This is a genomic window from Mycobacterium sp. (assembly GCF_035603715.1).
Classification (GTDB): domain Bacteria; phylum Actinomycetota; class Actinomycetes; order Mycobacteriales; family Mycobacteriaceae; genus Mycobacterium.
Map to the genome: position 1 here is coordinate 1 of NZ_DATNJW010000229.1, position 13,696 is coordinate 13,696.

General features: G+C 65.8%; 14 protein-coding genes and 2 pseudogenes. 8 read left to right on the forward strand and 8 right to left on the reverse strand.

Going from position 1 to position 13,696, the window contains the following annotated elements:
- Window positions 1–291: 291 nt before the first annotated feature.
- The 4 genes from hpt to dacB are packed head-to-tail and all read right to left on the reverse strand — an operon-like array spanning window position 292 to window position 4,289.
- Window positions 292–909 (reverse strand): hypoxanthine phosphoribosyltransferase, encoded by a 618-nt coding sequence (hpt, locus tag VN856_RS09635; protein WP_325688355.1) that lies wholly within the window; start codon window positions 907–909, stop codon window positions 292–294.
- 10 nt (window positions 910–919) lie between these two features.
- Window positions 920–1,882, reverse strand: coding sequence for a tRNA lysidine(34) synthetase TilS (tilS, locus tag VN856_RS09640; protein ID WP_325688358.1), 963 nt, complete (start codon window positions 1,880–1,882; stop codon window positions 920–922).
- Complete coding sequence (locus tag VN856_RS09645) at window positions 1,861–2,925, reverse strand: zinc-dependent metalloprotease (RefSeq protein WP_414686913.1); 1,065 nt, start codon at window positions 2,923–2,925, stop codon at window positions 1,861–1,863. The genes tilS and VN856_RS09645 overlap by 22 nt, the downstream gene beginning before the upstream one ends.
- Window positions 2,901–4,289, reverse strand: a complete 1,389-nt coding sequence (gene dacB, locus VN856_RS09650; RefSeq protein ID WP_325688362.1) for a D-alanyl-D-alanine carboxypeptidase/D-alanyl-D-alanine endopeptidase — start codon at window positions 4,287–4,289, stop codon at window positions 2,901–2,903. Before dacB ends, VN856_RS09645 begins: the two co-directional genes overlap by 25 nt.
- 112 nt (window positions 4,290–4,401) lie before the next feature.
- On the opposite strand from dacB, the gene VN856_RS09655 reads away from it, so the two are divergent.
- A complete protein-coding gene (locus tag VN856_RS09655) occupies window positions 4,402–4,890 on the forward strand; it encodes an inorganic diphosphatase (RefSeq protein ID WP_325688364.1) in 489 nt (162 codons plus the stop codon).
- Between the two features lie 70 nt (window positions 4,891–4,960).
- Window positions 4,961–5,650 carry a hypothetical protein gene (locus VN856_RS09660; RefSeq protein WP_325688366.1) on the forward strand — a complete coding sequence of 230 codons (690 nt, stop codon included), beginning with the start codon at window positions 4,961–4,963 and terminating at the stop codon, window positions 5,648–5,650.
- On the opposite strand, the gene VN856_RS09665 is transcribed toward VN856_RS09660, so the two are convergent.
- Window positions 5,647–6,615 (reverse strand): TerC/Alx family metal homeostasis membrane protein, encoded by a 969-nt coding sequence (locus tag VN856_RS09665; protein ID WP_325688367.1) that lies wholly within the window; start codon window positions 6,613–6,615, stop codon window positions 5,647–5,649. The two genes, VN856_RS09660 and VN856_RS09665, sit on opposite strands and share 4 nt — an antisense overlap.
- 193 nt (window positions 6,616–6,808) lie before the next feature.
- On the opposite strand from VN856_RS09665, the gene VN856_RS09670 reads away from it, so the two are divergent.
- Genes VN856_RS09670 through VN856_RS09680 form a run of 3 tightly spaced genes read left to right on the forward strand, consistent with a single transcriptional unit; the run spans window position 6,809 to window position 9,127 of the window.
- A complete protein-coding gene (locus VN856_RS09670) occupies window positions 6,809–8,068 on the forward strand; it encodes a hypothetical protein (RefSeq protein WP_325688369.1) in 1,260 nt (419 codons plus the stop codon).
- 34 nt (window positions 8,069–8,102) lie between these two features.
- A complete protein-coding gene (locus tag VN856_RS09675; protein WP_414686914.1) occupies window positions 8,103–8,795 on the forward strand; it encodes a glycosyltransferase family 2 protein in 693 nt (230 codons plus the stop codon).
- Window positions 8,792–9,127 (forward strand): DUF2304 domain-containing protein, encoded by a 336-nt coding sequence (locus VN856_RS09680; RefSeq protein ID WP_325688372.1) that lies wholly within the window; start codon window positions 8,792–8,794, stop codon window positions 9,125–9,127. The genes VN856_RS09675 and VN856_RS09680 overlap by 4 nt, the downstream gene beginning before the upstream one ends.
- Here the strand turns inward: VN856_RS09680 and VN856_RS09685 are convergent, their stop codons facing one another.
- On the reverse strand, window positions 9,128–10,249 hold the full coding sequence (locus VN856_RS09685; protein WP_325688374.1) for a YeiH family protein: 1,122 nt from the start codon (window positions 10,247–10,249) through the stop codon (window positions 9,128–9,130).
- Between the two features lie 4 nt (window positions 10,250–10,253).
- The gene (locus tag VN856_RS09690; protein WP_325688376.1) at window positions 10,254–10,409 is read right to left on the reverse strand and encodes a hypothetical protein; all 156 of its coding nucleotides are present in this window, start codon (window positions 10,407–10,409) and stop codon (window positions 10,254–10,256) included.
- A 100-nt stretch (window positions 10,410–10,509) separates the two neighbouring features.
- Here VN856_RS09690 and VN856_RS09695 point away from each other — a divergent pair.
- Window positions 10,510–10,687: pseudogene (locus tag VN856_RS09695) on the forward strand (glycosyltransferase family 2 protein); the annotation flags it as partial.
- A gap of 265 nt (window positions 10,688–10,952) precedes the next feature.
- A complete protein-coding gene (locus tag VN856_RS09700; protein ID WP_325688378.1) occupies window positions 10,953–12,455 on the forward strand; it encodes a hypothetical protein in 1,503 nt (500 codons plus the stop codon).
- An 11-nt stretch (window positions 12,456–12,466) separates the two neighbouring features.
- On the opposite strand, the gene VN856_RS09705 is transcribed toward VN856_RS09700, so the two are convergent.
- Window positions 12,467–13,411, reverse strand: coding sequence for an NAD-dependent epimerase/dehydratase family protein (locus VN856_RS09705; protein WP_325688380.1), 945 nt, complete (start codon window positions 13,409–13,411; stop codon window positions 12,467–12,469).
- Between VN856_RS09705 and VN856_RS09710 the strand changes: the two are divergent.
- Window positions 13,377–13,696: pseudogene (locus VN856_RS09710) on the forward strand (hypothetical protein); the annotation flags it as partial. The gene VN856_RS09705 and the pseudogene VN856_RS09710 sit on opposite strands and share 35 nt — an antisense overlap.

The following is a 13,696-nucleotide window of genomic DNA, read 5'->3' on the forward strand; positions in this document are numbered from 1 at the left end:
TCCCGGTCATTTAGCCGCTCAAGGATTCGCCAGTCTTGCACCGTCGTGTTTCGGCGACGACAGGTCTTCGGGTCGATCCGGTGAATTCGAATTCGCCGTGTATGTCTCGGCGCCGGCGCCCTCGCGGTGCTCAATGCCCTCAGCGACGGCGTCAGTCGTCAGTGACCGAACCCCATGATCTGCAGCAGCTCTCGGTGGTCGGTGATGCGATGGCCGCGCGCGCAATCTTCGTAGTGCTTTGTGCCCTGGTCCGAGTCGAACTTGACGGTCCGCATTCCCCCTGGACCGGACTCAGTCCTGGTAGACCCTCGGGTCAAGGGTTCCGATGTAGGGCAGGTCGCGGTAGCGCTCGTCGTAGTCGAGGCCGTAGCCCACCACGAACTCGTTGGGGATGTCGAAACCCACATACGCGATGTCGGTGTTGGCGCGCAGCGCGTCGGGTTTACGCAGCAGCGAGCACACCCGCAGCGAGTGCGGATGCCGGGTGGCCAGGTTACGCAGCAACCAGGACAGGGTCAGCCCGGAGTCGACCACGTCCTCGACGATCAGCACATCCCGGTCGTTGATGTCGCGGTCGAGGTCTTTGAGGATCCGCACCACACCCGACGAGGACGTCGACGATCCGTAGGAGCTGACCGCCATGAACTCGAACTGCGTCGGCAGTGGGATCGCGCGGGCCAGGTCGGTGACGAACATGACGGCACCTTTGAGCACGGTGATCAGCAGCAGGTCGCGGTCATCGGCGGCGGCCCGCTCGCGGTAGTCCGCGCCGATCTGCGCTCCGAGCTCGGCGATGCGGCTTTGGATCTGCTCTTCGCCTAGCAGGACCGATTTGATGTCCCCCGGGTAGAGCTCCGGCGATTCCGCTGCCACGAGCACAGCGTGCCACGTTGTCGGGCCGGAAACCAACGGCGGTCGATTAGACCGGTTCCTGGTGCAACGTCAAGACCCCTCCGCTGCGACCGGCGACCAGCCGCTGATTGCGCAATGCGGAGCCGACGGCCACCCCGCCCTGGCCGCGCCAGGCGGTAACCAGCGTGTCCACCCCGCGGATCTGCTTGTCGGTCAAGCCGATCGCGCCACCGGCGAGCAGCCAGCCGCGGATGACCCCGCGACGAACCGGGTCGGGCAGCGCCGTCAACGCCTTGGTGTCGAGACCGTTGGGAGTTACCGCCACCGACATCGCCTGGGCGATCAGTGAATCGATCAGCTCGGTGTCCCCGCGCAACGCGGTCGCCGTGCGAGCCAGCGCCTCGGCGACACCGCCACCGAGTACCTCTTCCATCAGCGGCAGCACCTCGAGACGCAGCCTGCTGCGGGTGAAGCGGCGGTCGGTGTTGTGCGGGTCGTGCCAGACGTTGAGCCCCAGTTCTGCGCAGACGGCATGCGTCACCTCGCGCCGCACACCCAGCAGCGGCCGGCACCAGGGCGGGTCGTAGCGGCGCATGCCGGCGATCGACCGGGCACCCGAGCCGCGGCCAAGGCCGAGCAGCACCGTCTCGGCCTGGTCGTCGAGAGTGTGGGCCAACAAAACGGGCCGGTCGCGACGGGCATCCGCCAACGCTGTGTATCGGGCGTTGCGGGCCGCGGCCTCCGGGCCGCCGTCACCGGCCACCTGGACGGTAAGCACTTGAGCGTCAACGCATCCCAAATATTCGGCCTGTCGCTGCGCGGTTGCGGCCACGGTTGCCGACCCGGACTGCAAGCCATGGTCGACGATCAGGGCGGTGGTCGGCAGGATCGTCGCCGCAACACCGGTGAGCGCCAACGAATCCGGGCCTCCCGACAACGCCACACACCAGCGATCGCCGGTGTCGAGAAATTCTGTCGCGAACGCCGCCACCACTGCGCGGAGTTCGGCTACAGCACCCTGTCGATCCATCGTTGCGGGTATTCGATCTCAATCGGCCGGGGCAGGGTCTCCGGACTCGTCCAGACGGTGTTGAACCGGTCCATCCCTACTCGATCCACCACATGGTCGACGAACGCCTTACCCCGGGTGTACTGGCTCAGTTTGGCGTCGATGCCCAGCAGCGCCCGCAGCAGCCGTTGCAGCGGCGGCTGCTTGCGGTTCCGTCGCTCGTCGAAGCGGGACCGGATGGTGGAAACTGACGGAATCACAAGGGGCCCAACGGCATCCATCACATGGTCGGCGTGGCCCTCCAACAACGTGCCGAGCACCAGCAGCTGATCCAACGCTTCGCGTTGCGGGTCGGACTGCACGGCGCGCAGCAGCCCGAGGATGCCCGCCGAATTCGGATCGCCTTGTGCGGAGTCGCGACGTCCACGAGCGAAATCGGCCAGCCGGCTCACCACCTGTGCGACGTCGTCGCTGCCCTCTTGGGTCAGCACACCCAACGCGTGCGACATGTAATCCGACAGCCACGGGTTCGCGGTGAACTGTACGCGGTGGGTGACTTCGTGCAGGCATACCCACAGTCTGAAATCCGAAGGCTCAAGCTGTAATTGGCGCTCGACTGCGATGACGTTGGGGTAGACCAGCAACAGGGCGCCGCCATCGTTGAACGGGTCGTACTGACCGAGGATGCCCGATGAGACGAATGCCAGCACGGCCCCGGTCTGCGCTCCGGTGACCCGTCCGCTGATCGCGCCGCGCGGCTTGTCCGTTCCGCCGGTCATCGCCCGCATCGACTCGGCGGCGGCCCGAATCCACCCCGGCCGGTCCACAATTCGGGCCTCGGGCACCGCGCCATTGGTGTGCAGGCCGGTGACCTCGCGAACCGGCGGCTCAGCCGCCTTGGCAGCGGTGGCCAGGTTTTCGACCGCCTGGCGCCGCGTGTAATCGGTCGACGGCGGGCCCGGGCGGGCCAGCCATTGGCCGACCGTCGCCGCGAATCCCCAGTCGACCGTGCGCCCGACAGTCAAATCCGCTGAGGCAGTCACGCGACGCACCCGCACGACCATAAGGTCGCGGCCACCGCGTCGATCGCAGTGCGGCCGGACATCCCGGCGTCATTGGAGATCAGCGCGAAGCTCAACACCCGCCCGCTGCGGTCGGTCACCACCCCAGCTAACGCGTTGATCGCGGTCAGCGAGCCGGTTTTGGCGCGCAACCAGCCAGCGGGCCCGGAGCCGGCCGGAGTGCCGTCGATGAAACGATCCGACAGCGTGCCGCTGCCTCCGGCGATCGGCAACAAGTCCAGCAACGGCCGCAGGGCCGGCTGGCCGGATCCGGCTGCCGCCTGCACGACGGAGTCGAGGATTTTGGCGGTGAGGCGGTCTTCGACCGATAAGCCGCTGGAGTCGCGCAAGATCGCGCTGCCGGTGTCGATGTGCGCGGTGCTCAGCCGGTTGGTGACTGCGTCGACGGCACCGGCGAAGCTCAGTGGCCGCTGCATGGATGCGGCCACCTCCCGCGCGATGCACTCGGCCATCACGTTGTCGGAGATATTCATCATCTCGTTGAGCCGATCGATCAGCGGGGCCGACTGGACCGCGGCCAGTTGCCGCGCGCCAGAACTGACGGCTTGGCCGGTGACAGTCACCTGCTGCGGGTCGACGCCCAGCGCGCTGGCCAGCGCGCGTCCCGCGTCCAGAGCCGGCGTCACCGATCGCCGCGACTCGTCGGTCGCCGGCTGGATCCGGCCGGCGTCGAGCATCACCGACTCGATCGGCGCGATGTCGCCGCCCTCGATGTCGGCCGGGTCCCACCCGGGCGCGAAGGTCGGACCGCTGAATAGTGAGGTGTTCACTTGCACCGCGGTGGGCGTCACGCCGCTGCGACGCACCTGATCGGCCAGATCGCTGAGCCGGGCCGCGCCGTGGTACCAGGTGTCCTGCCCGGGCGCCGCGCCCGACAGCGTCGGGTCGCCTCCGCCTACCAGCACGACAGTTCCGGGTTGATCGGCGGCTACGACGCGGGTTGTCACCCGCGCGTTGCGGTCCAGCGCCAAAAGCGCGGCCGCGGTGGTCAAAGTCTTGTTGGTGGAGGCCGGCTGCAGGAGCAGGTCGTCGAACTGGCTCCACAGTTCTTCGCCGGTGATCGCGTCGGTGACCCGGGCGCCCAGCTTGCCCAGATTGGGGTCGGCCACCACCGCCGCCAGGGCTGCGGCCAGGCCGGACTTTGTCGGCGTCGCGGCGCCGTCGGCCACCGGAACGACGCCCGGCTTGGCGGTGACGGCCTGCGGTGCTGCCGGAACCTTCGGGCCGTCGACGCCGCGGCCGCTGCCGGTGAGCAGCGCGGCCGCAGCCACCAAGGCGGCAACGATCGCCAACACGCCCACCCCCACGATCAGGTGCGTGGACGTACGCCACGTGGTGGGACGCATGACTCTCCTGACTGCTCTGTGCCTATTGTGCCCAAGCCCCGACGGAGGGGCGCGGTGCGGGAGCCCTACGATCGACGCCAAGCGACAATTCTCAGGCGAAGGAGCCGGACCGGTGCAATTCGACGTGGTCATCGAAATCCCCAAGGGTCAACGCAACAAGTACGAGGTCGACCACGAAACGGGCAGGGTTTTTCTGGATCGCTACCTCTATACGTCGATGGTCTACCCGACTGACTATGGCTTCATCGAGCACACCCTGGGCGAAGACGGCGACCCGCTGGACGTCCTGCTGCTGCTTCCCCAATCGGTGTTCCCGGGCGTCGTGGTGAAGGCTCGGCCGGTCGCCATGTTCCAGATGACCGATGAGGCCGGCGGCGACGACAAGGTGCTGTGCGTGCCCGCCAAAGACCATCGCTGGGACCACATCCAGGACATCGGCGACGTCGCGCAGCACGAGCTCGACGAGATCAAACACTTCTTCTCGCAGTACAAGGCACTGGAGCCGGGCAAGTACGTGAAGGCCGCCGACTGGGTGGGCCGCGCCGAAGCCGAGGCCGAGGTGCAGCGTTCGATCGAGCGTTTCAAGACCGAGGGTCACTGACTCGCGCCATTCGGCTCTGAGCGAACGCTGTCGGGTCGAAGCCGCAGCGCCGCGGTGGCATCCTGACTAAGTGGGCCCGCTTCATTTCGCTGCGAATTTCTGGTGGCTGATCTTCCCGCTCGGCGGCGCGATCGGCGGAGGCGTGCGAGCGATCGCCGCGGCCAACGAACGCAGGGCTGATCGGCGACTCGAACGGTATCGGCTGAAGCAGCAGGCCAAGATCGCGATCGCCGAAGCGTCCGGGCGCGGGCGAGACAATGCGGACAGCCAGCGCCGCGAGGTCGTCAAACTCCTTGCCGCGCACGATCGGACCGACGCCCGATGGCTGGACTACGAGGTGGACGTCGCCAGATTGCTCGACTTTCCCCTTATGACCGATATGCGCAATCCGCTGACCGTCGCATTCCACAAGGCCAAGCAGCGAGCCGACCTGCTGCGTCCGGAACGCCCCGATGGCGTGCTCGGCGATCGCAGCGGACACCTCGAATACCGCGACGCCGTGCATGAGTACGTCAGCGCGTTCGAAATCGCCGAAGCCGAAGCGATCCGCCGGCGTCGCAGTGACTTTTCCGAAGACGACCAGCAGCGGCTGGCGCGAGCCCAGAACCTGTTGCGGCTGGCCCAAGACGAGGCCGCGTCCCCGCAGGAACGGCAGAGCGCCTACGCCCGGGCGGGCCGCGAACTGGAGGGGCTGATCGCGTTGCCGGCGGCCGCGCGGGCCGGGATCGAGCGACGCATCGCCGCCCAAATCGAGGCCTAATCGCTTGCGTCGCCGCGGGTGGCATAAACGCTGGCGACCGCGGCCACGGCAAGGGTCGCGGCGATCGCCGCAAGACTGGCCGGCGTCGATATCTCCGGGACGTCAACGGGTTTGCCGCCGTTGATGAATGGCAGATTGTTCGCGCGTAACGCGTGCAGGATCAGCTTGACCCCGATCAACAACAAGATGACGCCGAGCCCTTTGGACAAATAGACGAGCCGCTGCAGCAGCCCCTCGACGATGAAGTACAGCTGCCGCAGGCCCATCAGCGCGAAGACGTTGGCGGCCAACACCAGGTACGGCTCACTGGTGAGCCCGTAGATCGCCGGGATCGAGTCGAGGGCGAAGACCAGGTCGGTTGCGCCCAGCGCGAGGACCACGAGAGCCATCGGAGTCGCCGCCCGTCCCGATCCATCGTTCACGAAAAGCTTTGCACCGTACCAGGTCTCGGTGACGTTCAGATGATTGCGGGCGAAGCGGACCACGGCGTTCTCCGCGTCGGTTTGATGCGTGACACCGCGCCCCAAACGCAGCGCGGTATACACCAGGAACGCGCCGAAAATGTAGAACACCCAGGAGAATCGGGCGATGGCCGCCGCGCCGAGGGCGATGAAGATACCGCGGAAAACCAGCGCGATCACGATGCCGGCGAACAGGGCCTGCCGCTGATACGCCCTCGGTACGGCGAAGCTCGTCATGATGATCACGAAAATGAACAGATTGTCGATCGACAGGCTGTATTCGGTGACCCACCCGGCGAAGAACTGCACCGCGAACTGCCGGCCGTGGAAGTACCCCGTCCAGATTCCGAAGCACACCGCCAGGCCGCAGTAAGCCGACAATCCGAGAGCGGATCGGCGCATGGTCGGTTCGTCTGATCCACGCGCCATCACCACGACGTCGAACAGCAGTACCGCGATCGTGGCGGCCAGGGTGACGATCCACTCCAGCAGGGAAACGTGCATAGGGATACCTCCGGTCGCTGACAACCAGAGGTCTCTTCCACCGTCGTGGCGACGGCCCGCGGGCCGGTCACCCGATCTGGGCGACGTGATGACGACTGCGCGGCCGAGGAATACTCCCCTCTACGGTCAGTCTGTCAGGTCGACGTCGTCGCGGCGCGCTCAGCGCGACAAAGGCTGTGAGTAGTTTCAAACCGTGACCGAAGTGGGCGGCACCCCGAGTGTGGGTGCCTTCGCCAGCCCGATCGCGCGCAGCAGCGTGGCCCGCGTGGGTACCGCGACCGCCGTGACCGCGGTGTGCGGCTACGCGGTGGTCTACCTGGCCGCCCGCGATCTGGCGCCGGCCGGCTTCTCGGTGTTCGCGGTCTTCTGGGGAGCGTTCGGACTGGTCACCGGCGCCGCCAACGGCCTGCTGCAAGAGACCACCCGAGAAATCCGCTCGGCCGGCTACGCGGAGATGCTGCCGGGACGGCGCACCCACCCGCTGCGGCTCGCGGGCATGGTCGGGATCGGCGCCGCAGCCGTGATCGCCGGCAGCTCACCGCTGTGGAGCGGCCGGGTGTTCGCACAAGCGCACTGGCTTTCCGTCGGCCTGCTCAGCGTCGGGCTGGCGGGATTCTGCCTGCACGCCACCCTGCTGGGCATGCTGGCCGGCACCAACCGCTGGACCCAGTACGGCGCGCTGATGGTCACCGACGCCGTGATCCGGGTCGCGGTCGCGACGGCCACTGTACTGGTCGGCTGGGGCCTGGTCGGGTTCCTGTGGGCCACCGTCGCGGGCGCACTGGCCTGGCTGATGATGATCGGGGCGTCACCGTCGACTCGGGCGGCGGCCCGGCTGCTGACTCCGGGTAGCGCCGCGACATTTCTGCGGGGGGCAGCGCATTCGATCACCGCGGCCGGGGCCAGCGCGATTCTGGTGATGGGCTTTCCGGTGCTGCTGAAGCTCACCTCCACCGAGTTGGGCGCCCAGGGCGGGGTGGTCATCCTGGCGGTCACCCTGACCCGCGCGCCGTTGCTGGTGCCGATGACCGCCATGCAGGGAAACCTGATCGCGCACTTCGTCGACGAACGCACCGCGCGATTGCGGGCCCTGATCGCACCGGCCGCGCTGATCGGCGCGATCGGCGCGGCCGGCGTGCTGGCGGCCGGCCTGCTCGGCCCGTGGCTGCTGCGGGCGGCCTTCGGGCCGGACTATCACACGGCGGGCGCGCTGCTGGCCTGGCTGACCGCGGCGGCGGTGACGATCGCGATGCTGACGCTGACCGGCGCCGCGACGGTCGCCGCCGCGTTGCACCGCGCCTACGCGCTGGGCTGGGTGTGCGCGACGGTGGCGGCGGCGCTGCTGCTGTTGCTGCCGCTGCCGCTGGAGGGCCGGACGGTGGTTGCGTTGCTGTGCGGTCCGCTGGTGGGTATCGGGGTGCACCTGGCCGCGCTCGCGCGTCCGGGCCGTTGATCTGCGGGTGCCGCGTGTACGTTGTGGGCTTGAAATGACCGGTGAAATGTCCGACGTCTGGATCGTCGTCCCCGCCTTCAACGAAGCCGGTGTGATCGGCGACGTGATCACCGATCTGCGGTCGATCTTCGCCAACGTGGTGTGCGTCGACGACGGCAGCGCCGACGGCACCGGCGACATCGCTTTACGTGCGGGAGCTCATCTGGTGCAGCACCCGGTCAACCTGGGTCAGGGCGCGGCGATCCAAACCGGGGTGGAGTACGCCCGCAGCCAGCCCGGCGCGCAGGTCTTCGTCACCTTCGACGCCGACGGCCAGCACCGCGTCGCCGACGTCATCGCGATGATCGACCGGTTGGCGGCCGGGGACGCCGACATCATCATCGGCACCCGGTTCGGCCCGGGTGTCAGCCGGCCGCCAGCGTTGAAGCGGATGGTGCTGCAGACCGCCGCGTGGCTGAGCCCACGTGGCCGCCGACTGGGCCTGACCGATACCAACAACGGACTGCGGGTGTTCAACAAGACCGTCGCCGATCGGCTGGACATCACCATGAACGGCATGAGCCACGCCACCGAGTTCATCATGCTGATCGACGAAAACCGTTGGCGCGTAGCTGAACAACCCGTCGAGGTGCTCTACACCGAGTACTCATCGGCCAAAGGGCAGCCGCTGCTCAATGGCGTCAACATCATTGTCGACGGATTCCTGCGAGGAAGGATGCCGCGATGAACTGGATCCAGGGCCTGCTGATTGCCTCAATCTTGGCGCTGGTGGTCTTTCTGCTGCGCTCCCGTCGCAGCGTCCAGTCGCAAGCGTGGGTGAAAGTGGGCTTCCTGGCTTTCATGTTGGCCGGGGTATATGCCGTGCTGCGGCCCAACGACACCACCGTGGTGGCGCATTGGCTCGGCGTCGACCGCGGCGCCGACCTGATGCTGTACGCGCTGATCGTCGCGTTCGGATTCAGCACGCTGAACACCTACCTGCGGTTCAAAGACCTCGAATTGCGTTACGCGCGACTGGCTCGTGCCGTCGCACTCGAAGGCGCACAACGGCCGGACTGATCAGCCCGCCCCGATGCCCCAGTGCAGCCCGCGCGACGTGATCAACACCAACCCGAGCGATACGGCGGCCACGACGACCAAGCCGATGACGGCGACCACCAGCGGCCGCCACCCGGTACGAACGAGTTCGCGGATGTTGGTGTTGAGGCCGACGCCGGCGAACGTCAGCAAGAACGCCCACCGCGATACGTTGGCGACGTTGGTAATTTGCCCCTTGCTGAGCCAACCGGCAGTCGCAATCGCCGACACTGCTAGGAATCCGAGGACGAACTTGGGGAACTTGTCCCAGATGAACAGGGCCCGTGCGCGCAGACCCGGTGCGACCCGGTCTGCCTCGCCGCGCGATGCCCAGTACAACGCAAAACCCAGCACGACGAACCCGATCAATGCGTTGCGGATGGATTTCACCAGCACCGCGATCTTGCCGGCTTGTTCGGAGTACAAGTAGCCAGTCGCGGTGGTCTCGGCGGTGTTGTCTACTGAAAGCCCTGCCCACAAACCGAATTCGTGATCGGTCAAACCGATCGCGTGGCCCAGCACCGGTAGCGCGAACAAAGCGACAGCGCCCAGCGCGAGGATCGCCGCGATGGCATAGCCGACGTCGGAGTTGCGCGCCCGGATCGCACCTTTAGAGGCGACGATGGCCGATACCCCGCAGATGGACGTTCCGATGGCCAGCAGCGATCCCAGCTTGCCGGACAGGCCGAAAAAGTGCGCGGCGGCCAGGATGATTCCTCCGGCCAGCGCCATATCGACCAAGATCTGTACCAGCGAGATACCGCCGAGCTTGACCACATCGCCGAGAACGAAACGCACGCCCAGAGCGACAATCCCGATCTTCAACCAGAATTCATAGGTCTGGACGCCGGCGCGAAAGATCCGGTGCAGGCCAACGGTATTGGTGACGAGTAGGCCGAACACGATCGCCCACAACACGTACTCGATGTCCGGAACCCGCCAATGGTGTTGATGTGCCAGCGAATTCCACCAGACCTGGGCATATTTGCCCAACAGGCCGATCCCGACCAGCAGCAGCACTCCCGGCACGTACTCCAGAATGTTGCGGCTAGTGAAACTCGCCTCGTCAGCGGGCTCCGCCTGCTCGGCAACGACTGTGCTCACCGGGTCACCACGGAATCTTGGGTAGCAGTCCGGCCACGGCCAGCAGCACCACGATTCCGGCCACGATCGTCGCCCACCAATCAACGCCTACCCCCGCGAGGCGTTCACTTATACTTAATCCGCCATTGGTGGGTTCGCCACCGTCATCGCCTGCGCCCACCGCAATCCTCTCAGCACCAACACTTTTGGCCGATGCTGGCCGCTTCACGAGTTACGGGCAAGAGATTGGCTCGCGCTGATCGATACCCGGTGTGGCGGGGCTGAACGGCATGAGCCACGCCACCGAATTCATCGTGCTGATCGACGAAAACCGTTGGTCTAGCCCAACAACCCGTCGAGGTGCTCTAGACCGAGTACTCATCGGCCAAAAGGCAGCCGCTGCTCGATGGCGTCAACATCATTGTCGACGGATTCCTGCGAGGAAGGATGCCGCGATGAACTGGATCCAGGGCCTACTGATTGCTGTACACGCGATTGGCTCGCGTTGTCGCATTCGAAGGCGCGCAACAACCGGGGTGACCAGCCCGCCACGATGGCCCAGTGCACAGCCCGCAGGGCATCGTGGCAGCGAGGGCGGATTTAGGCATTTCACATGAGTTCTTGTGAGCCCTCCCAGCTAGTTTTAACGCGTCTATAAGTTCGGCTAACCTTTACCCTAGAACGGGGCTGGTCAGACATGACAACACGATCGGAAGGGTCTCCGATGACTTCTCGTCGACTCACCTGTCTGCTGGCCGCAGCGGCCAGCGGCTTGTTCGGAGTCGCGCTCCTCTCGGACGCCGTCGCCGTCGCCGACAGCGTCGACGTCGGGGCGCTGGCCGATCCTTTCGACGCGGCCGCTTACAACTTCGATCCAGCCGGACCGGAAACGGTGACCGCTCTGTACAACATTCTGACTGCGCCGCCCGGCGTCAACGGAAGCATTCAGGGCTACGGGCAGTTCGACGTCATCGGAAACAATTCCGATGACCCGGTCGGAACTTTCCACGCCTACGTGTCAACCGTTCCCTATCTGGATACCCGCACCGATTTTGCGAACGAAGAGATCGCGACCAGTCAGGTCCTCTACGTCAGCCCCGACGTGCCGGGATACGAAGATCCCACCGGAATAGCACCCATCGAGGGATCGGTGATCAGCATCACGCACAGTCTCGGCGGCCTATTCACGTTTGTCTACACCGCTGTGCCTTCGGGGGATACCACCACCATCACGGACATCTTGAAGACTCCGTTCGGCAACATCGACCTGACACAACTCATCAATCTCCTCAGGGTCGACGCAGTTGACGTGCCGCCCGTGCTACCCGACGGGATCACCGCGACCAGCGACCCAGTTATCACCGCCGTCAGCGGACTTCCGCCGTTCACCATCGACCACCAGGGCTATCAGTCATTCCAATACGGTGAAAATCCAGATGCAACCTTCAACGCCATCGAGACCACCACCACCGACGGAGTCGGTTTCCACACCGAAGCCTTCCTGGTCACCGAACAAACGGGTACCGCCGACTCGCTACCGATCGGATCGGTCTACAACACCATCGATTTCTACAACCTGTCGAACGTTTACTCCTCGATCCCCCAACCCGACGGCACCGACGAAGTCACAGATATTCTGATCGACACCGATACCGGCCAATCTCTTGACCTTTCGCCCATATTCTCTCCCTATGACGCGTCCGCCGGCCTCAACGACGGCTCGCTGTCACGACCTATTTCGTTCGGCGACGACATCATCAAAGCCGCACCCGACGCGGAGTTGACCTACACCGGAATCAACGGTCTCCCACCGGGAAACTTCTCGATTCAGGGGGAAGGCCTATTCGGTGTTTACGATGGCGGCGCCGACACTCCGTCGTCGACCTTCGAAGCCGACGTGACCATCATCCAGCCGATGTTCGTCAGCTCCTTCACCGAGACGCTACTCGTCACTGATTCGGCGGACCCAACTTTGCCGGACGGCTCGGTAATCGACTTCGCTTCATACGGTCTCGGGTTCGAGAACTTCTACACCGACCTACCGGGGCTGGGTCCGGACGGTCAGAACCTCATCACCGATACCTTCGTGACCCCGTTCGGCAACCTGGATCTTTCCTCGGTGTACGCGTTCTTGGACGCTTCCGCGGGACTTACCCCGGCCGAGGGACTGGCGTCGTTCGCGGACCAGCCGTGGCTTGACCTGTTCGACACCGTGTTCGGTTTGTGACGGTCAGCTCGCTAAGCTGACGACGCCCGCCGGAAATAGTCCACCGTGCGAGCCACGCCTTGCTCCAGCCCAACCTGGGGACGCCAGCCCAAAACCCGCTCGGCCAAACCGATGTCGAGCCAGGACCGCCTGAGGTCGCCGAGCCGCGGCGGATAGAATTCCGGGTCGTCGGGTGCGCCGACGGCAGCCGCAACAGCTGAATGTAGTTGGCGGTCAGAGGTTTCCACGCCAGTAGCGACGTTGAAGCGCTGCCCGCCGCCTTCTGGACCCGACGCTTTGATGAACGCGTCCACCACGTCGTCGACGAACACGTAGTCACGGGTGTTGGAGCCGTCGCCGAACACCTTGGTAGGCTTGCCCGATAGCAGCGCCTGCGCGAAGATCGCCACCACGCCGGCCTCGCCGTGCGGATCCTGCCGTGGCCCATAGACATTGGCCGGTGCGATATGGGAGCACTCCAGACCGTAGAGATGCCGAAACGTGTTGAGGTAGATCTCCCCGGCCACCTTGCCCGCCGCATACGGCGACGCCGGGTCGGTGGGCACGGCCTCACTGGTCGGGTAGGTCGGCGGCGTCCCGTAGATCGATCCGCCCGAGGAGGTGTGCACGAGCTTGCGCACTCCGGTCAGCCGCGCGGCTTCGGCAAGACGCACGGTGCCGATCACGTTGACCGACGCGTCGAATTGCGGGTCGGCCACCGAGCGCCGCACGTCAATCTGCGCGGCCAGGTGGAACACCACTTCCGGGCGATGCTCGCCGAGGATCGCCGCCAGATCGGCGTCGACGATATCGGCCTCGACGAAGGCGAACTCGGGATTGCCGACCTGATGCTCGAGGTTGGTAGCCCGCCCCGAGTGGTAGTTATCCAGGCCGACGACGCGATGCCCGTCGCTCAGCAACCGGTCGACTAGCGTCGACCCGATGAACCCGGCAGCCCCGGTGACCAGTGCGCGCACCGGCTCACCATACCGACGGGCCGCCGGGGTACCCAAGGTGGCGCTGGCCGCGGCGGTGCTGGTCGGCGTGCAACTGCTAATCCGCGGGGTGCTGGCGTTCCGCGGCTATTTCTACTGGGACGACTTGATCCTGGTCGGCCGGGCCGGCACCCACCGCCTGCTCTCACCGTCGTTTCTGTTCGACGACCATGACGGCCACGTGATGCCGGCCGCATTCCTGGTCGCCGGCACCATCACCCGGCTGGCGCCGCTGAACTGGGTCGGGCCGGCCGTCAGCCTGGTGGT